This is a genomic window from Actinoplanes sp. CA-252034 (genome assembly GCF_050956125.1).
GTDB lineage: Bacteria > Actinomycetota > Actinomycetes > Mycobacteriales > Micromonosporaceae > Actinoplanes.
In genome coordinates this window covers 1157607-1174613 of sequence record NZ_CP191846.1, presented here as the reverse complement: position 1 = coordinate 1174613, position 17007 = coordinate 1157607, and the positions used below count along the sequence as shown (strand labels likewise).

At 70.6% G+C, this 17007-nt stretch carries 20 protein-coding genes; 13 read left to right on the top strand and 7 right to left on the bottom strand.

The window, feature by feature from the left end; genetic code table 11:
- Positions 1-63 precede the first annotated feature (63 nt).
- Together ACQPZW_RS05455 and serA are read left to right on the top strand one after the other, a co-directional pair.
- Entirely contained in the window at positions 64-1011 is a 948-nt protein-coding gene (locus ACQPZW_RS05455) for a phosphotransferase family protein (protein ID WP_433793737.1), read from the top strand.
- 258 nt (positions 1012-1269) lie between these two features.
- A complete protein-coding gene (gene serA / locus ACQPZW_RS05450) occupies positions 1270-2487 on the top strand; it encodes a phosphoglycerate dehydrogenase (protein ID WP_433793736.1) in 1218 nt (405 codons plus the stop codon).
- Between the two features lie 42 nt (positions 2488-2529).
- Here the strand turns inward: serA and ACQPZW_RS05445 are convergent, their stop codons facing one another.
- Complete coding sequence (locus tag ACQPZW_RS05445) at positions 2530-3561, bottom strand: hypothetical protein (RefSeq protein ID WP_433793735.1); 1032 nt, start codon at positions 3559-3561, stop codon at positions 2530-2532.
- Between the two features lie 744 nt (positions 3562-4305).
- Positions 4306-4980, bottom strand: a complete 675-nt coding sequence (locus ACQPZW_RS05440; protein ID WP_433793734.1) for a response regulator — start codon at positions 4978-4980, stop codon at positions 4306-4308.
- A gap of 207 nt (positions 4981-5187) precedes the next feature.
- Here ACQPZW_RS05440 and ACQPZW_RS05435 point away from each other — a divergent pair, with 207 nt between their 5' ends.
- From ACQPZW_RS05435 to ACQPZW_RS05415, 5 genes are all read left to right on the top strand, one after another.
- A complete protein-coding gene (locus ACQPZW_RS05435) occupies positions 5188-5673 on the top strand; it encodes a hypothetical protein (protein ID WP_433793733.1) in 486 nt (161 codons plus the stop codon).
- 21 nt (positions 5674-5694) lie between these two features.
- Positions 5695-6297, top strand: a complete 603-nt coding sequence (locus ACQPZW_RS05430) for a class I SAM-dependent methyltransferase (RefSeq protein ID WP_433797433.1) — start codon at positions 5695-5697, stop codon at positions 6295-6297.
- 117 nt (positions 6298-6414) lie between these two features.
- The gene (locus ACQPZW_RS05425; protein WP_433793732.1) at positions 6415-6813 is read left to right on the top strand and encodes a MarR family winged helix-turn-helix transcriptional regulator; all 399 of its coding nucleotides are present in this window, start codon (positions 6415-6417) and stop codon (positions 6811-6813) included.
- Entirely contained in the window at positions 6810-8459 is a 1650-nt protein-coding gene (locus ACQPZW_RS05420; protein ID WP_433793731.1) for an MDR family MFS transporter, read from the top strand. The genes ACQPZW_RS05425 and ACQPZW_RS05420 overlap by 4 nt, the downstream gene beginning before the upstream one ends.
- A gap of 89 nt (positions 8460-8548) precedes the next feature.
- Positions 8549-8857, top strand: a complete 309-nt coding sequence (locus ACQPZW_RS05415) for an antibiotic biosynthesis monooxygenase family protein (RefSeq protein ID WP_433793730.1) — start codon at positions 8549-8551, stop codon at positions 8855-8857.
- A gap of 46 nt (positions 8858-8903) precedes the next feature.
- Here the strand turns inward: ACQPZW_RS05415 and ACQPZW_RS05410 are convergent, their stop codons facing one another.
- Positions 8904-9722, bottom strand: coding sequence for a GAF and ANTAR domain-containing protein (locus ACQPZW_RS05410; protein ID WP_433793729.1), 819 nt, complete (start codon positions 9720-9722; stop codon positions 8904-8906).
- A 349-nt stretch (positions 9723-10071) separates the two neighbouring features.
- Between ACQPZW_RS05410 and ACQPZW_RS05405 the strand changes: the two genes are divergently transcribed.
- Complete coding sequence (locus ACQPZW_RS05405) at positions 10072-10272, top strand: hypothetical protein (protein ID WP_433793728.1); 201 nt, start codon at positions 10072-10074, stop codon at positions 10270-10272.
- Between the two features lie 9 nt (positions 10273-10281).
- Here the strand turns inward: ACQPZW_RS05405 and ACQPZW_RS05400 are convergent, their stop codons facing one another.
- Complete coding sequence (locus tag ACQPZW_RS05400; protein WP_433793727.1) at positions 10282-10791, bottom strand: DUF1360 domain-containing protein; 510 nt, start codon at positions 10789-10791, stop codon at positions 10282-10284.
- The gene (locus ACQPZW_RS05395; protein ID WP_433793726.1) at positions 10791-11039 is read right to left on the bottom strand and encodes a DUF6158 family protein; all 249 of its coding nucleotides are present in this window, start codon (positions 11037-11039) and stop codon (positions 10791-10793) included. The genes ACQPZW_RS05400 and ACQPZW_RS05395 overlap by 1 nt, the downstream gene beginning before the upstream one ends.
- A gap of 91 nt (positions 11040-11130) precedes the next feature.
- Between ACQPZW_RS05395 and ACQPZW_RS05390 the strand changes: the two genes are divergently transcribed.
- The 3 genes from ACQPZW_RS05390 to ACQPZW_RS05380 all read left to right on the top strand — a co-directional run bounded on the left by ACQPZW_RS05390 (position 11131) and on the right by ACQPZW_RS05380 (position 13193).
- Positions 11131-11559, top strand: a complete 429-nt coding sequence (locus ACQPZW_RS05390) for a hypothetical protein (RefSeq protein ID WP_433793725.1) — start codon at positions 11131-11133, stop codon at positions 11557-11559.
- 18 nt (positions 11560-11577) lie between these two features.
- Positions 11578-11895, top strand: coding sequence for a DUF3817 domain-containing protein (locus ACQPZW_RS05385; RefSeq protein WP_433793724.1), 318 nt, complete (start codon positions 11578-11580; stop codon positions 11893-11895).
- Between the two features lie 335 nt (positions 11896-12230).
- Positions 12231-13193: an NlpC/P60 family protein gene (locus ACQPZW_RS05380; RefSeq protein WP_433793723.1), complete on the top strand. Its 963-nt coding sequence runs from the start codon at positions 12231-12233 to the stop codon at positions 13191-13193.
- A 101-nt stretch (positions 13194-13294) separates the two neighbouring features.
- Here ACQPZW_RS05380 and ACQPZW_RS05375 read toward each other — a convergent pair whose 3' ends face one another.
- Positions 13295-14296 (bottom strand): sigma-70 family RNA polymerase sigma factor, encoded by a 1002-nt coding sequence (locus ACQPZW_RS05375; RefSeq protein WP_433793722.1) that lies wholly within the window; start codon positions 14294-14296, stop codon positions 13295-13297.
- Positions 14297-14828: 532 nt separating this feature from the next.
- Here ACQPZW_RS05375 and ACQPZW_RS05370 point away from each other — a divergent pair.
- The gene (locus ACQPZW_RS05370) at positions 14829-15515 is read left to right on the top strand and encodes an SDR family NAD(P)-dependent oxidoreductase (protein WP_433797432.1); all 687 of its coding nucleotides are present in this window, start codon (positions 14829-14831) and stop codon (positions 15513-15515) included.
- 115 nt (positions 15516-15630) lie between these two features.
- Here ACQPZW_RS05370 and ACQPZW_RS05365 read toward each other — a convergent pair whose 3' ends face one another.
- Entirely contained in the window at positions 15631-16281 is a 651-nt protein-coding gene (locus tag ACQPZW_RS05365) for a dTMP kinase (protein WP_433793721.1), read from the bottom strand.
- A 140-nt stretch (positions 16282-16421) separates the two neighbouring features.
- Between ACQPZW_RS05365 and ACQPZW_RS05360 the strand changes: the two genes are divergently transcribed.
- Positions 16422-17006 carry a nucleotidyltransferase domain-containing protein gene (locus ACQPZW_RS05360; RefSeq protein ID WP_433793720.1) on the top strand — a complete coding sequence of 195 codons (585 nt, stop codon included), beginning with the start codon at positions 16422-16424 and terminating at the stop codon, positions 17004-17006.
- Position 17007 lies beyond the last annotated feature (1 nt).

Sequence of the window (17007 nt, the reverse complement as noted above, 5' to 3'; positions counted from 1 at the left end):
TTGTCCACAGGCCGCGGGAAATCCGGTTGGGCGCCGCGGCGGGTTCCTGCCACGATCGCCGGCATGGTGGTGGCGAGCGGCGTACGGATCGGCTGGGACGACCTGCCCGGCCGGGTCCGGCACGAGATCGAGCAGATCATCGGCGGCGGGCCGGTGGTGGATGCGCAGTCCCAGGCCGGGGGTTTCTCCCCGGGCACCGCCGACCGGGTCCGCACCGCCGCGGGCGGCCGGGCGTTCGTGAAGGCGGTCACGCCGGCTCTCAACGCCGACTCGGCCGCGATGGCCCGGGCCGAGCTGCGGATCAGCGCGGCGATGCCGGAGGGCGCGCCGGTGCCCCGGGTCCTCGGCGGCTTCGACGACGGCGAGTGGGTGGTGCTGGTCCTGGAGGACGTGGCCGGCGCGCATCCGCGTACACCCTGGGTCGAGGAGGAGATCCGCGGCGCTGCCGCCGCGTTGCGTGACCTGGCCGCCGCGCTGACGCCGGCGCCGATCTCCGGCCTGCCCACGGCGGCCGACCGGCTGGGGCCCGCGTTCGCCGGGTGGCGCGAGGTGGCCGCCGACCCGCCGGCCGACCTGGACCCGTGGGCGGCGCGGCGGCTCGACGATCTGTGCGCGGTCGCCGACCGGGGTGTCGCCGCGCTGGCCGAGGGTGACACGGTGACGCACACCGATCTGCGGGCCGACAACATCCTGATCCGGCCGGACGGGCGTTTCGTCTTCATCGACTGGCCGTGGGGTTGCACCGGTCCGGTGTGGCTCGACGCGGCGCTGCTGGCGATCAACGTGGTGGTGCACGGTGGTGATCCGGGGCCGTTGCTGACCGGCGTCGATCGGGAGACCGTCGTGGGTGTGTTCGCCGGTGCCGCCGGCTACTTCCTGCATCAGGCCCGGCGGCCGGCTCCACCGGGTCTGCCGACGGTCCGGGAGTTCCAGCGTTTCCAGGGCGTCGCCCTGCTGCCGTGGCTGCGGGAGGCGCTGGGCGACGGCCACGGTGCGACCGGCGGCGACTGACCATGCGCCGCCGGCCCTGCGGAGCGGGCGGCCCGCTCCGATCCGCCCTCGACCGGTGATGCGGCAGATCCGGCCGTCATCACCGAAACGGGGCTGAACCACACCCGCCGCCGTCCCGTAACAGTTACGGGGTCGACCGGTAGATGGGACCTCCAGCACACCGCACCGGGCCCCGCACGCGGGGAGACTAGGCTTGACGCCCGTGAACTGGGCTTCGGCGTGGCGGCCCGGGCGCCCAACCGAATCATGGAACGGAAGATGATGAGCGACCAGCCCAAGGTGCGAGTCCTGCTTCTGGAGAGCATTCACCCCGACGCGGTTTCCCGCCTCGAGGAGGACGGCTTCCAGGTCGAGTCCCTCCGCAACGCTCTCGACGAGGTCGAGCTGATCGACCGCATCTCCGGAGTCAACCTTCTCGGCATCCGGTCCAAGTCGCAGGTGACGGCGAAGGTGCTGGAGGCCGCCGACAAGCTGGTCGCCATCGGCGCGTTCTGCATCGGCACCGATCAGATCGACCTGGCCGCGGCGTCGGCCGGTGGCGTCGCGGTGTTCAACGCCCCGTTCTCCAACACCCGCTCGGTGGTGGAGCTGGCGATCGCCGAGATCATCGCGCTGACCCGCCGCCTCACCGAGAAGAACACGTTGATGCACGCCGGCGTGTGGGACAAGTCGGCCGACGGCGCGCACGAGATCCGCGGCCGCCGTCTCGGCATCGTGGGCTACGGCAACATCGGCACCCAGTTGTCGGTCCTCGCCGAGAACCTCGGCATGTCGGTGTCGTTCTACGACACGGCCGACAAGCTGGCGCTGAGCAACGCGCACCGCTGCGCAAGCCTGGACGAGCTGCTGGAGTCCAGCGACATCGTCACCCTGCACGTCGACGGCCGGCCGGGCAACGCCGGTTTCTTCGGCGCCGAGCAGTTCGCCAAGATGCGGCCGGGCAGCCTGTTCCTCAACCTGTCGCGGGGCATCGTCGTCGACCATCTGGCGCTGCGTGATGCGCTCAAGGGCGGCCACCTGGCCGGTGCCGCGGTCGACGTGTTCCCGGCCGAGCCGAAGGGCCGCGGCGACGAGTTCCTGTCCGAGCTGCGCGGCCTGCCGAATGTGATCCTCACCCCGCACATCGGCGGTTCGACCGAGGAGGCCCAGTCCGACATCGGCGGCTTCGTGGCGAACAAGCTGGCCAAGTTCGTGACCGAGGGCAACACGTCGCTGAGTGTGAACCTGCCGGGCGTCACCCTGCCGGAGCTGCCCGGCATGCACCGCATCGTGCACATGCACAAGAACACGCCGGGTGTGCTGGCGCAGGTCAACCGGATCCTCGCCGAGCACAACGTCAACGTCGAGGGTCAGATGCTCTCCACCCGCGGGGAGTACGGCTACTTGATCACCGACATCGCCCGCGGCTACCCCGACGAGGTGCTGGACCAGCTGCGTGAGATGGAGCAGACGGTCCGGCTGCGTGTGCTGAACTGACGAGACGGACCGACAGCGGCCGAGGCCACCTGACCGGGCAGGTCAGGTGGTCTCGACCGTCATGAGGGTCACCGGCGCGAGCGCGTCGACGTCGTAGCGGTTGCCGGTGGTCCAGTCCTTCGGGGTGAGCGTCGAGCCGGGCGCCACGTCACGCAGGGTGCGTGATCCGGCGGTCACCGTTCCGGCGCCACCGCCGACCTTGATCCGTACGGGGCTGCCGGTGGGCGCCCGCAGGACCAGCTCCTCCATGCCGCCGGTGATCTTCATGGGGACCGTGCCGGCCGCTTGGGCCAGGGTGATCTCGGCCCGCCGGGTTCCGCCGACGATCTCGATCCCGCGCACGCGTCCCGCGCTCAGGTCGACGATCCGCTCGGCCGAGTAGCCGGAGAAGCGGATGGTCCACCGCACCTTGGCGGCCAGCAGCACCTCCACTTCGCCGCCGGTTCCGGCGTCGTCGCGGGTCACGTCCACCCGCAGCCGGTCGTCGCGCATCTCCGCGCTGGGCCGGATGCCGGCGCCCTCGGGTGAGCTGATCCGGTAGAGGTCGTCACCGAGGTCGGCGATCCGCAGCTGCACCCGGTCGGTGGCGGCGAGCAGCTCGAACGTGGCGATGGTCCGGTCCTCGAGCGGCCCGCTGGCGATCCGCTGGTCCTTGCCGCCGCCGAGCACGTCGGTGATCTGGTTGTTCTCGCCGGAGTAGTAGACGACCCCGGTGAGCACGACCACGGCGAGCGCGACGACGCCGAGCACCGCCATGCCGGCGGTGACGAGCCGGGACTGCCGGCGCGGCGGCCGTGACCCGGGTGGGGCGGACACCGGCCCGTTGGACAGCGTCGACGACGTGGACGGCACGGACGGCGGCGGCAGGGTGCCGGTCCAGCCGACCGGTTCGTCTCGGCGGTCCCAGGTGCCGCTGCCGGGGGCCGTGCCGTCGGCCCACGACGGCGCGGCGGGGCTGGCCGGCAACCCGCTGCCGGCCGTGGAGGAGGTGGGTGAGGCGAAAGAGGACGGCCCGGCATCGAACGACTCCGGCCACGGCGCGGTCCCGCCGGCATCGGCGGGCAGTGACCCCATCCCGACGCTGAACGGGTCCGGATCGCCCCACGACGGCCCGTCGGTGCCGTTTCCTGACTTCCGGACGATGGGCAGGTCGTCGGGGGCAGCGGAGTCCCGCCCGGAACGAGCCCGCCGAGGCAGATCACCGGATTCCGCCGCGGACGCCTCATCGGAGACCCTGCGAAGCCCCCCGGTGTCATCCGAGACCTTACGAAGCCCCCCGGTGTCGTCAGACACCCGCCGCAGGCCCCCGGTGTCGTCAGAGACCCGCCGCATACCGCCGGTGTCATCAGAAACGCGCCGCATACCGCCGGTGTCATCAGAGACCCGCCGCATACTGCCGGTGTCATCGGAGGCGCGCCCCCGCCCGGTCCGCGCCCCGCCGATCGGCCCGTCACTGAATCCGAACGAGACCCGTCCGGGCCCCGACGGCGATGCCGGCCCGAACTCGGGTGCCGGCGTGTCGTCCCCGGTGTCTCCGGGCGACGGGACGGCCGGTGACCCCGGAGAGGCCATCGGCGACGGGATCGACCCCGACTCGGACGGCTTCGGGCCCCCGAACCATCCGAGCGGTTTGTCGTTCCCTTCGGCCTCCGGCTCCCGAGCCGGCTGCCGCCGCCGAAGTGGCAAGGCGGAGCTCTCCTCCCCCTGCGCTCCGGCCGGAGCGGTACGGTCCACGATTCCTCCCTGCACAGCGCACCACGGTGTGTCCCCCGTAGGAGTACGTAAGGAACCGCTCTTCCGGATGAGTGACGGGAATGTTTACCGCGGGTCAGGTCGAACGAGTCCCCGCCGGGTGGCGATGGCGACCGCCTCGAGTTGGCTGTGCGCGCCCAGTTTGGCGAGCACCGCCTTCTGGTAGCCGCGGCACGTGTGCACGCTGATGCCGAGCCGGCGGGCCACCGCGCGGGCGTCGAGGCCGGCTGCCATCAGTTGCAGCACCTCGTCCTCGCGCTGGGTGAGGCCGCCCGCGGTGAGCCCGTTGCCGCGTTGTCCGGCGACGGCCGGGGTGGTGCTGCGCAGCAGGCGGGCGAGGATGTCGGTGGAGACGGTCATGCTGCCGCGGTGGGCGGTGCGCAGCGCGTTCAGCACGTCACCGAGCGCGCCGTTCTTGGAGAGGAATCCGGCTGCGCCCGCGGTGGTGGCGCGGCGTACGAGCGTCTGGTCCTCGCTGGCAGTGAGGATCACCACACGTGAGGCGGGTTGTCGTACCCGAATGAGTTCGGCGATGGCGATGCCGTCGGCATCGGACAGTTCCGGGTCCATCACGATCACGTCGGGCTGCAACTCGGCTGCGAGGCGTAGCGCCTCCGCGCCGGTGCGCGCGTGGCCGACCCACTGAAGGTCGGCTTGACCTGCAAGAGCGTGCCCCAGAAGCTCGGCGAAGGTCTGGTGACCGTCGACGACGAGCACAGTGATCGTGTCGCCGCTGTCCATACGTCACCTTCCTCGATGTGCCCCCGACGGGCTCCGCGCAGTCTAAGGATTACCCGACGGACTGCCTTCCCTACCAACAGGCTGCCCACCCGTACGCCCGACGCCCGGATGCCTCCGAGCGGATCCGATGATGAGTCTTTCGGTCAACCCGACCCCCTCGCTTTGGGGCTTGCCGCTGGTATGGCGGGAACAGCAGAGTTCTGGATCATGCACGACATCCAGCTCTTCGGTGTTCTCGAGGTCCGTACCCGCGGCATCCGCCTTTCCGGGGAAGACTTCGGCGGCGCCCGGCCGCGTCATCTCCTCGCCCTGCTGGCGTTGCGGGGTGAGTGGTCGTTTGTGGAGCTGGCCGACACGCTGGGTGTCTCTGCCACCACGCTCGAGGACGACCTGGGGATCCTGCGGGACCGTCTGGAGCCGGGTGTGCGTCACGGTGATTCGGTGATCACCTCGCGTCAGGGTCGTGTCGCCCTGTCCCGGGAGCGGGTGCACGTCGACACCGCCACGTTCGACCGGCTGGTCGCGGTGGCCGCCGAGCGTCCGCCGGCGCGTGCCGCCCGGCCGTTGGCGGCGGCCGCCTTCCTGGCGTCGCGTCCGCTGTTGGAGGGCGAGGACGTGGCGTGGGCCGCCGAGGCGCGTGCCGAGTACCGCACGAAACTGATCATGGCGAGCGACCCGCAGCCGATCGGCTGACTTCGGGACAATCAGGGGGTGCTGCCCACCATCCTGTCGCCGGTGCCGCTGGCTCCGGAGCTCTCGCTCTATCTCGTCACCGAGCCGGTCGGTCTCTTCGACCTGACCGGCGGTGAGTTCCACAGCGACCGGCCGCCGCCGTTCTGGGCGTTCGCCTGGGCGGGCGGTCAGGCGCTGGCGCGTTTTCTGCTGGATCACCCGTCGGAGGTGTCCGGTCGCCGTGTGCTGGACGTGGCGACGGGCTCGGGGGTGGCCGCGATCGCCGCCGCCTATGCCGGCGCGGCCGCTGTGGCGTGTTCCGACGTCGATCCGGCCGCGGTGGAGGCGGCGCACCGTAACGCGTCCGCGAACGGCCTCTCCCTAGTGGGCCGGCTGGACGATCCCGAGGTGCTGCTGGCCGGGGATGTCTTCTACAGCCCCATCGTCGCTCCGAAGATGGTCGCCCAGTTGCGTGCGGCCCGGAACGGGGGCGCCGAGGTGCTGGTCGGCGATCCGGGCCGTGGTTTCTTTCCGGAGCGGCTCTTCGATCTGGTGACGCAGTACGTCGTACCGGTGCCGGCCGCGCTCGAGGACACCGAGACGCTCACCACAGGCATATGGCGGATGCGTTCATCACGCAAGTAGTTGTAGGCTACACGCATATCTCGATCCGGAGGAACGACGCCCGTGCACGAACGGCAATCCACCCGGCTGGCCGATGAGATCACGCGGTTGGTCCGGATGGGCGCACGATTCCGGGGCATGCTCAAGACCGGAGATCTCGGCGCCGAGTTCTCCGCGCTGATGCTGCTGCCACCGTTGCGCGCGATGGGCCCCATGCGGGTCACCGACCTCGCCGAGGTCAAGGGGGCCGATCCGTCGACGGTCAGCCGTCAGGCCGCCCAGCTGGTGAAGGCGGGCCTGGCCCGCCGCGAGGCGGATCCGTCCGACGGTCGTGCCTCGCGCCTGGCCGTCACCGACGCCGGGGTGGCCGCGTGCGAGCGGATCCGGGAGGCCCGGGTGGCCATGCTCACCCAGGTCCTGGCGGATTGGCCCGCCGACCGCGTCGCCGCCTTCACGGATCTTTTCGGAGAGTTCAACAACGCGGTCGAGGCGCACCTGCGCTCCGACCCGGCATCACCCCAACGGGAGACTGCGTGAGCCACCCAGCCCCACCGGCGACCGCGCCGGTGGAATTCACCCACCGCCAGATCCTGACGATCCTCGGCGGCCTGATGATGGGCATGTTCCTCGCCGCGCTGGACCAGACGATCATGGCCACCGCGACCCGGACCATCGCTGACGACCTGCAGGGCTTCGACCTGCAGGCCTGGGCCACCACGGCCTTCCTGATCACGTCGACGATCTCCACCCCGCTGTACGGCAAGTTGTCCGACATCTACGGCCGGCGCCCGTTCTTCCTGCTGGCCATCGGCGTCTTCATCGTCGGCTCGTTCCTCTGCGGCCTCTCCGACAACATGTGGCAGCTGGCCGCCTTCCGCGCGATCCAGGGTCTCGGCGCCGGTGGCCTGATGTCGCTCGCGCTGGCGATCATCGGCGACATCGTCCCGCCCCGCGAGCGCGCCAAGTACCAGGGCTTCTTCCTCGCCGTCTTCGGCACCGCGAGCGTCCTCGGCCCGATCATGGGCGGCTTCTTCGCCGGCGCCGACACGATCCTCGGCATCGACGGCTGGCGCTGGGTGTTCTACCTCAACGTGCCGATCGGCCTGGCCGCGATGGCCGTCGTGGCCCGGGTGCTGCACCTGCCGCACCACCGCGTCGACCACCGCATCGACTGGCCCGGCGCGGTCACCCTGATCCTGACCCTGGTGCCGCTGCTGACCGTGGCCGAGCAGGGCCGTGACTGGGGCTGGGGCTCCGGCCGCTCGATCGCCTGTTACGTCATCGGCGGGCTCGGCCTGATCGGCTTCGTCCTGGCCGAGCGCGCCTACCGGGACGAGGCGCTGCTGCCGCTGGCACTGCTCGGCAAGCGCACCGTCGCGGTCGGCGTCACCGCCAGCACCATCCTGGGCATGGCGATGTTCGGCGGCCTGATGACCGTCCCGCTGTACCTGCAGATCGTCAAGGGCTCCTCGGCGACCCTGGCCGGCCTGCAGATGATCCCGTTCGTGGTGGGCATCATGACCGGCTCGATCATCTCCGGCCAGTTGATCTCCCGGACCGGCCGCTACCGGATCTTCCCGATCGTCGGCAGCGTCTTCATGGTGATCTCGCTCTTCCTGTTCTCGCTGGTCGGCGCGGACACCCCGCTCTGGCGGACCATGTTGATCATGGTGTTGATGGGCCTGGGCCTGGGCAGCAACATGCAGCCGATGATCACCGCCGTGCAGAACGCGGTGTCACCCCGGGAGATCGGCACCGCCACCGGCGCGGTCACGTTCTTCCGCTCGATGGGCGGCACCCTGGGCACCGCGGTCTTCCTGTCGGTGCTGTTCAACGTGCTGCCCGGCAACATCAAGGAGGCGTACACCGCCGCCGAGCCGACCGCCGCCTTCCAGCAGGCGGTCGCCGCCGACCCGTCCCAGCTCCAGACCGTGCAGGCGGCGACGAGCACCGGCCTCAGCGACACGTCGTTCCTGAGCCGGCTCGCCGATCCGATCTCGCACCCGTTCAAGGTCGGCTTCGCCGACAGCGTGCACGTGGTCTACCTGATCGCGTTCTTCGTGATGATCATCGGGCTGATCGTGGTGTTCTTCCTGCCGGAGCTCCCGCTCTCCCAGCGCTCGGCCCAGCAGGCCCGGGCCGAGGAGGCGGCGGTCAAGGCAGGCGACGAGGCTTCCGCCTAGAGCTTTCCCGGGGGTACGAGCGGAGCACCGTGCCCGTGCCCCCGGTGTCGTCGCGTCCCCTTGCCGGCGACGCGCAGTAGCGTGACCGCATGGCTGTTGTGAAGATCAACGCGATTGAGGTCCCCGAAGGCGCCGGCCCCGAGCTGGAGAAGCGGTTCGCGGCCCGGCACGGTGCCGTGGAGAGCTCCCCCGGCTTCCTCGGCTTCGAGCTGCTGCGCCCGGTCGCCGGCGAGAACCGCTATTTCGTCTACACCCGCTGGGAGTCCGAGGAGGACTTCCAGAGTTGGGCCAACGGCGGTGCCAAGGAGGCACACGCCGGCGAGCGCGCCAAGCCCGTGGCCTCCGGCGCCAGTCTCCTGGAGTTCGAGGTCGTCCAGTCGGTCCAGAAGGCGGGCTGACGTCCCGATGGCGTGCCCGGTCTCCCGGGTACGCCATCGGGCCGCCTCAGGAGCTGTTACGGGCGGCGGCGGCCACCAGCCGGGTGGCCACGGTGCCCCGGTCCAGGCCGAGCCGCTGAGCGCTCTCCTGGAGGACCGCGTAGGCCTCCTGGACCCCGCAGCCCCGCTGGGCGATGATCACGCCGACCGCCCGGTCGACCTCGGCGCCCTCGGTCAGGGCCTCCCGGCGGTGCAGCTCCCCCAACAGCACCTCGGCCTGCCCCGCCAGGGCCATCGCGGTCACCAGGACCTCCGGGTCCACGTCACCGCCCCGGTCGGGGTAGATGCTCACCGCGCCGACCGCGGCACGCCGCACGTCCAGCGGGATCGCGGCGACCGCCCGCAGGCCGTCGGCTCCGGCCGCCTCGGCCAGGTCGGGCCACCGCTCGTCCGCCGGCAGGTCGCCGGAGGTCACCACGGAACGGGTCCGGGCCGCCTCCATGGCCGGGCCGGCGCTCGCGGCGTACTGCAGACGGTCGAAGGTCTCGCCCGCCGTGCCCGACGACGCCGCGGTGAGTGGACCGCCCTCGCCGATGAGGGCGACCGAGCAGCGGACGACGCCCGGCAGGGCGGCCGTCGCGAACGCGGCGAACCGGTCGAGGGCCTGGTGCAGGGAGTCCGCGGTGAGCAGGCGGACGGTCACCTCGTGCAGGAGCCCGGCTAGCTCCACCGGGTGTGGTCCGACGCCCAGCGGGCCGGCGCCGGCGGTCGCGTGGCGGGACGCACGACGCGACGGGGTGAGCGATGACGTGCCGTCTTTGGGGGTGCGCCGGGCCAATCGGGCGCCACGCTGCGCGGCCGGGACTCGGCGTTTCGGGGCAGACACCCGACGGATATTGCCATGTCTATCCGCAAACGCGCGCGATCAACTGCCTCGTTCGGGGGGTGTTGCCTGGATAAACCCGGTACGAAATTTTCAGCCCGGACAGTATTGCGCCGCCCCCGGTTGCCCGGGAGGCGGCGCGAATGCCGGTGTGCAGGTCGCCTCGCGGCGAGTGGCTCAACACGGCTCCAGCCGAACGGTAGTCCGTGCAGGCGTTGAGTGAGGCCCGGGGACACTGGGCACACCGGCATCCGTTCACAACCGTCGGCACCATCCGGTGATTCCATGAGCTGGTGTGACCTGGATTACACCCTCGGGTTTGGCGGAAAACCCTGCGGGTAGACCACCCGCCGTGACCGACGACATCCGTGAGCTGGACTCTTTCCTGGACGCCACCTACGACGCGCAGGAGCGCCTGACCAGCGGAGACCTTCAGCGCCGGGCAATCGCCGCGGACCTTCCGGCCGCCGCGCTGACCCGGATCGACGCCCTGCCCGAGGGCGAGTACGCCCAGGACGAGGCCGCCGAGGCGCTGCGGACCCTGCACCCCTGAGCCGCTCCATCAGCCCTTCTCCGCTTTCTCCTTGGTGATCGTGTACGCCAACTGGAGGAAGTCGGAGACGGCCGTGGCGGTCAGCGCGGTGGCGGCCAGACGGGTCAGCCGGGGCGCCAGCACCAGCCCGCCGGTGAGCGCGGTGGACACCCAGACGGCCAGGCAGAACGGGCAGGTGATCAGCTCACCGAGGCCGTGCCGGACGCTGCTGCCCTCGTCGCGTACCTCCTCGTTGAGCTCGGCCGCGCCGGCCGGCTCGGCGTAGCGGGTGAACGGGGCACGCAGGGGGCTGGTCACCGCGTCCTTGGCGACCAGCCGGCTCAGCTTGTGGGTGGCGATCGACAGCAGCACCACGTCGGCCATGGCCGGGCGGTCCGGCACCGGGCGCCCGCTGAGCCGGGTGGCCGCCGCGAGCGCCCCGGCCATCGCCCCGAACGCCCCCATCGCGACCACGTAGCCGTCGAGCGGCCGGTGCTCGTGCGGCGCGTATGCACGGGCCAGCCGCGACAGCAACGCCATCAGAAGTCCCGGGTGAGCCGGCCCGGGTCCACCTCACGCCCCGGGAAGCGCGCCATGTACTCGGTCTCCAGCTCGGCGGTCCGCCTGAAATGGTTCTCCAGCGCCGCGTCGGGTCCGTGCCGCAGGGTGTCCAGCCGGGTCCGGTAGAGGCTGGCCAGTTCCCGGAAGAGGTCCTCGTCGGCCAGTCCGACCGGGTCGATACCGGTGTCGAAGACCACCGCCGCGCCCTCGTCGTTCCGCGCGTTCATCGTCGTGCGCCTCCCCGTCGGTGTCGGCTTCGCTCGCCTGCACGGGTTGCCCGGCGGGGCAGCCGCCAAACCCGCCGGTAGGCTCGGAGGCATGAGAGGGCTGTGGACTCCGGCGTGGATGGCCCGTCATCTCCTGGCGCTCGTGCTGGCCGCCGGGTGCCTGGCCCTGGGCTGGTGGCAGTACAGTCGCGCCGCCGACGGCAACTCGATCAGCTGGGGCTACATGTTCCAGTGGCCGGTGTTCGGCGGGTTCGTCGTCTTCATCTGGTGGCGGGAGGTCCAGCTGGCCCGTCGCGGGGCCACGGGCGAGCCGGTGACCACACCGGAGCAGCCCGCTCCGCCGGCCCCCACCGTTCCCGGCGCGCCGGTCACCCTGGGCCGCCCGGTCCGTGTCACGGTCGGGCCGGCCACCGGCGCCGCCCCCGATCCGGAGCTCGACGCCTACAACGATTACCTGGCCTGGCTGGCCGCCCACCCCGGCGCGCGCCCGTCGGACTACCCCGGCCGCATCACCACCTGAGTCAAGGAGTCACCCGTCGTGCAGGGAGCCCTCACCCGTTACCGGATCATCGCCTGGATCGTCGGCGTGTGTCTGCTCGCGCTCACCTTCGGCATGGTGCTGAAGTACGGTCCGGCCGACGACCCGACCGTGGTCGAGACGGTGGGCCAGGTCCACGGCTTCCTGTACATGATCTATCTGCTCGCGACCTTCGACCTGTCCCGGCGTGTGCCGTGGCCGTTCAAGCGGATGCTGCTCGTCATGCTGGCTGGCACGATCCCGTTCCTGTCGTTCTGGGCGGAGCGCCACGTGACCCGGCACTGGGTTCCCACCGCGGCCCCGGCACTGATCGAATAGTCCGTTCATCGCTTTGAGATAACGCTGAGCGGCGGTCGAATAACAGCCCGTTATCGGGACTATTCTCGCAAGTCAGGCCATTGGTGAAAATCACTCTGCCAGGCCTTGATTTCTTTTCTTCCGTCGATAGGTTAATGCGGTTGGTCCGGTCCGCAGCCACAAACCCTCGGGTGGCGCCGGCCAACGCCGCCTATTGACGCGCGGCGAGTCGGCTCCCACCCCCGGGGGCGCCGGGCGCCGCAACCGGACCGGATGCACACGCGGACAGGGTCTCTTCCAGCCCGACGGTCCCGCCGACCCGGTAGGCGGCCTGGCGGAAGAAAGGCCCCTGCCCAGTGCCACACCCCCGTACCCGGTTCCGGGCGCTCGTGGTCGCGCTGACGGCGTTCACGATCACGACGTCGGGAGCGACGGCCGCCCATGCGGCGCCGTCCGCGAGTGAGATCAAGAAGAAGATCGACGCCGCCTCGGAGCAGCTCGAGGACGTCACCGAGCAGTACAACAAGCTCCGCCTCGACGTGAAGGCCACCAAGGCCGACGCGGCGAAGCTGGAGGCCTCGCTCAAGCCGGCCCAGGCGGCGCTCGCCGACGCCACCGCCAAGGTGCAGACCATCGCCACCACCACCTACATGCAGGGCCGCACCGGCGCGATGACGGTCCTGGTGAGCGGTGACTCGGCGACCCTGCTGGAGCGGCTCGCGGTGCTCGACCAGATCGCCAAGGCCAACCAGCAGGACATCGACGCCTTCACCCAGACCACGACCACCTTCACCGAGCGCAAGGCCGCGCTGAAGCAGACCCAGGACAAGCAGTCCGCTCAGGTCACCGAGCTGGCCAACCGCAAGAAGAAGATCGAGGGCGACCTCGAGAAGCTGTACGACATGCGCGAGGCCGCCTACGGCAGCGCCACCGAGAACACCGGCTCCTACACCGGCTCGATCCCCGACATCCCGGGCTCGGCCGGCAAGGCGGTCACGTTCGCGTTCAACCAGATCGGGAAGCCGTACGGCTACGGCGACTCCGGTCCGAACTCGTACGACTGCTCCGGTCTGACCTCGGCGGCCTGGGCGGCGGCGGGCAAGTCCCTGCCGCACAACGCCGCGGCGCAGTACAGCGCCACCGCCCGGATCAGCCGGTCCGACCTGCAACCGGGCGACCTGGTGTTCTATCGAAGTAACGGCCATGTGGCGATCTACGTCGGCGGCGGAAAGATCATCGACGCCCCGTCCGCCGGCCGTGACGTGCTGCACCGGACCATCGACATCATGACCCCGAACGGATACGGCCGGGTCAAGTAACGCGGGTCCGGCCGGTTCTCGGAGCCGGCCGGACCACATCGCACGAGAAGGCCGGCACCCCCTCGGGGGTGCCGGCCTTGATCGTTTCAGTTACGCGCTGGTCAGGCGGCCTGCAGACCCTCGGCCCGGGCCAGCTCACGCAGCCGGCCGAGTGCCTGGATCTCCAGCTGACGAATCCGCTCCCGGCTCAGCGAGAAGCGGGACGCCACCTCGGTCAGCGAGTGCTCGCGACCGTCCTCCAGCCCGTACCGCGCCCGCATGATGCCGGCCGACCGGTCGTCCAGGTGGTTGAGCAGGCCCTCGATGCGCTGCCGCTCGAGCGCGTTGAGGACGATCTCCTCGGGGCTCGGGGCGTCGCTGTCGGCGACCAGGTCACCGAGGTTGGTGTCGCCGTCGTCGCCGACCGGGGTGTCCAGCGAGACGGTGTCCTGCGCCCAGCGGGTGAGCTCGTTGACCCGCTCGACGGTGACACCGAGCGCGGCCGCGATCTGGTCGGGCTCCGGGTCGGCGCCCAGCTCACGAACCAGCTGCCGGGTCACGTTGCGCATCCGGTTGACGTCCTCGACGAGGTGGACGGGGAGCCGGACGGTGCGCTCCTGCTGGGCGATGGCCCGGCTGATCGCCTGACGCACCCACCAGGTGGCGTAGGTGGAGAACTTGTAGCCGCGCTCGTAGTCGAACTTCTCGACCGCGCGGACCAGGCCGGTGTTGCCCTCTTGGATGAGATCCAGCATCGGCATGCCGGACCGGACGTAGCGGCGTGCGATGGAGACGACCAGCCGGAGGTTGGCCCGGATGAACAGGTCCTTCGCGCGCTGGCCCTCGGTGACGACCCGCTCCAGCTCTTCCCGACTGACGCCGCGGCGCTCCTCGCCCGTCTCGAGCAGGTGCTCGGCGTAGAGGCCCGCCTCGATCGCCTTCGAGAGCTCGACCTCCCGTGCGGCGTCCAACAGCGGCGTCCGGGAGATCTCGTGCAGGTAGACTCCGACGAGGTCGCGCTCTTCGGCGACCTGATCGGTACGCATCACGGTGCTCTTCTCCACGTTGCCCACGGTCCCCTCATTGCCGTCACTAACCCTGTTACGGGCATTACCTGCGTCCATCAGCCCTCTCCCGTAACGTCCGCAGCTCGTGCATTGCGGTTGCTGACACATCTACACAACAAATTGCTGGCCGCGCTGATTCCGGCTGGTGGATCGAAAGTGTCACGAATGCCTGGGTGGTACCTGAGAGCCCAGTGCGGGGAAGCTGAATACGGCATCTTCGCGATCGTCGTGCAGACGATCGGATACCCTCCACGAGCTTCATAACACCATCGGCCTCTCATCGTCACAGCGACGGGCATCACCCTGGGCTGCGCGATGCTCGTCACCCCGGAGTACGGGTTTCGCGCTCCTGGGGTTCATGTGCAGCATCGGCCGGGCTTTGACGAGCCTGAAACAAACGCCCCCGCGAAAGATCCCGGCGTCCGGGGGCCGAACGGGACCATCGGTCACGATGCGCCACGCCACGCCACACTTCACTCGCCCGCACGGGTGACGCCGGACGAGCCCGGAACATTCCCAGGTGACGGCCAGGTTCCGGGATGAAGTGAGGAAGAGCACATTCACGACGGTGTGACAGGCTTCTTCCATGATCTCGACGCGTACGGCTCTGGTGACCGGCGGCAACGGCGGACTCGGCACCGCCACGATCAGTGCCTTTCTGGCCGCGGGCTGGCGGGTGGTGGCTCCGGTGCGTCACGGGACGGCCGATCGGCTGCCGCCCGGAGCGGTCGGCGTGGCGGCGGACCTGACCGTCGAGGCCGACGTGTGGGCCGCGGCCGCGACCGCCGCGAGCGACCCGCAGGCGCCGCTGCGGGCGGTGGTCAACCTGGTCGGCGGGTATGCGGGGGCCGGCCTGATCGCGGACACCCCGGTCGCCGACTTCGAGGCGATGCTCGCGATCAACCTGCGGCCCACCTACCTCACCACGGCGGCGGCGCTGCCGTACCTGATCAGCAACGGCGGGGGGTCGGTGGTCTGCGTCTCCTCGCGCGCCGCGGTGTCGCCCTTCCCCGGCGCGGCCGGCTACGTGACGGCCAAGGCGGCCGTACTCGCCTTCGCCGCCGCGGTCGACGTCGAATACCGCAAGAAGAACGTGCGCTGCAACACCGTCCTGCCCAGCGTCATCGACACCCCGGCGAACCGGGCCGCCATGCCCGACGCCGACCACGGCCGCTGGGTGACCCCGGCCACCATCGCCGAGACGATCCTCTTCCTGGCCTCCGACGCGTCCGAGGCCACCAGCGGCGCGCAGATCCCGGTGTACGGCCAGGCCTGACAGGCCGGTGTACGGGCAGACCGGTGTACGGCCAGGCCTGACAGACCGGTGTACGGGCAGACCGGTGTGCGGCCGGGCCTGACAGACCGGTGTACGGCCGGGCCTGACAGAGTGGTCAGGCCCGGTCGAGCTCGGCGAGGATCGCCTTGGTGACCTGCTCGGGGGTGCCGTTGGCGTCGATCACCACGAACGAGGGGTACTCCGGCAGCGACCGGTAGGCGGCGTCGGCGGTCCGTAGGTAGTCCATCGTCTCGGTGTCGTAGCCACGGCGCTCGATCCGGTCCTGGGCCAGGTCCGGGTCGACGGCCAGGAAGAAGGTCACGTCCGGCCGGGGGAACAGCCGGTAGGCGAGACGGGCGAGGCGCTCGGCGGCCGGACGGGCCCCGTGGGCGCGCAGGCTCGCATACTGGCACACCGCATACCGGTCCATCACCGCGATCTCCCTACGGGCCGCCCGCCGCAGCAGGGTCCGGGCGATCGCGAGCCAGCGCAGCGCCGACTCGACGACGAGGGTGCCCCGGCGGCCGAAGAGGTCCTCGGCGTCGGCCCGGCCGACCACCACCGCGATCCGGCCGAACCAGTGGCGGCCGCCGGCGTTCTGCCGGTACGCCGCCGGGTGCCCGGCGGCGGCCAGCTCGGCGGCGACGACACGGGCCTGGGTGGTCTTTCCGGAGCCGTCGATACCGACCAGGGCGATGGTGCGCGGCACCCGGCGGGGCCCGCCGGAGGGGGCGGGTGCCGGGCCGGACTGCGCAAGGAGAGCCATACCAACCGACGGTAGCCCCCGATGGCACATTCTGTTCGGCACCGGCGGGCGCGGACGGTCCTCCAGAATGGCCGTGTGGGTTCAAGGTGCCACGACTCCGGGTAGTCGTTCACGAACCGGACACGGGACAGGAGGACGGCATGCCACACCGTGTGGACGAAGGTCTGGCCATCACCTTGAAGCGGGTCGCCTCGACTTTGAAGAGCGCGGACATCCCCTTCGCGCTGGGCGGGAGCTTCGCGGTCTATGCCCGCGGCGGCTACTCCAGCGATCACGACGTCGACTTCCTCATCCGGGAACAGGACAAGGAACGGGCGTTGCAGGAGCTGGCCGCGGTCGGTTTCGAGACCGAACAGCCCCCGGAGGACTGGCTGGTCAAGGTGTACGACGAGGGCAGGATGGCGGACCTCATCTACCGCCCGGTGGAGTCGCCGGTCGACGAGGAGACGTTGAAGGACACCGAGCAGATCTCGGTCGAGGCGATCTACATGCCGGTGCTCTCCGCGTCCCGGCTGATGGTGCACAAGCTGCTCAGCTACAGCCAGCACTACTGCGACTTCGCGACCGGACTGCCGCTGGCCCGCTCCCTGCGCGAGCAGATCGACTGGGAACGGGTGCGCCGGGAGACCATCGCGTCGCCGTACGCCGAGGCGTTCCTGGTGCTCCTGGACCGGCTGGACGTGGTGCCGTTCCCCGGGGCGACGGAATTGAGGGTAGGGGGATGAG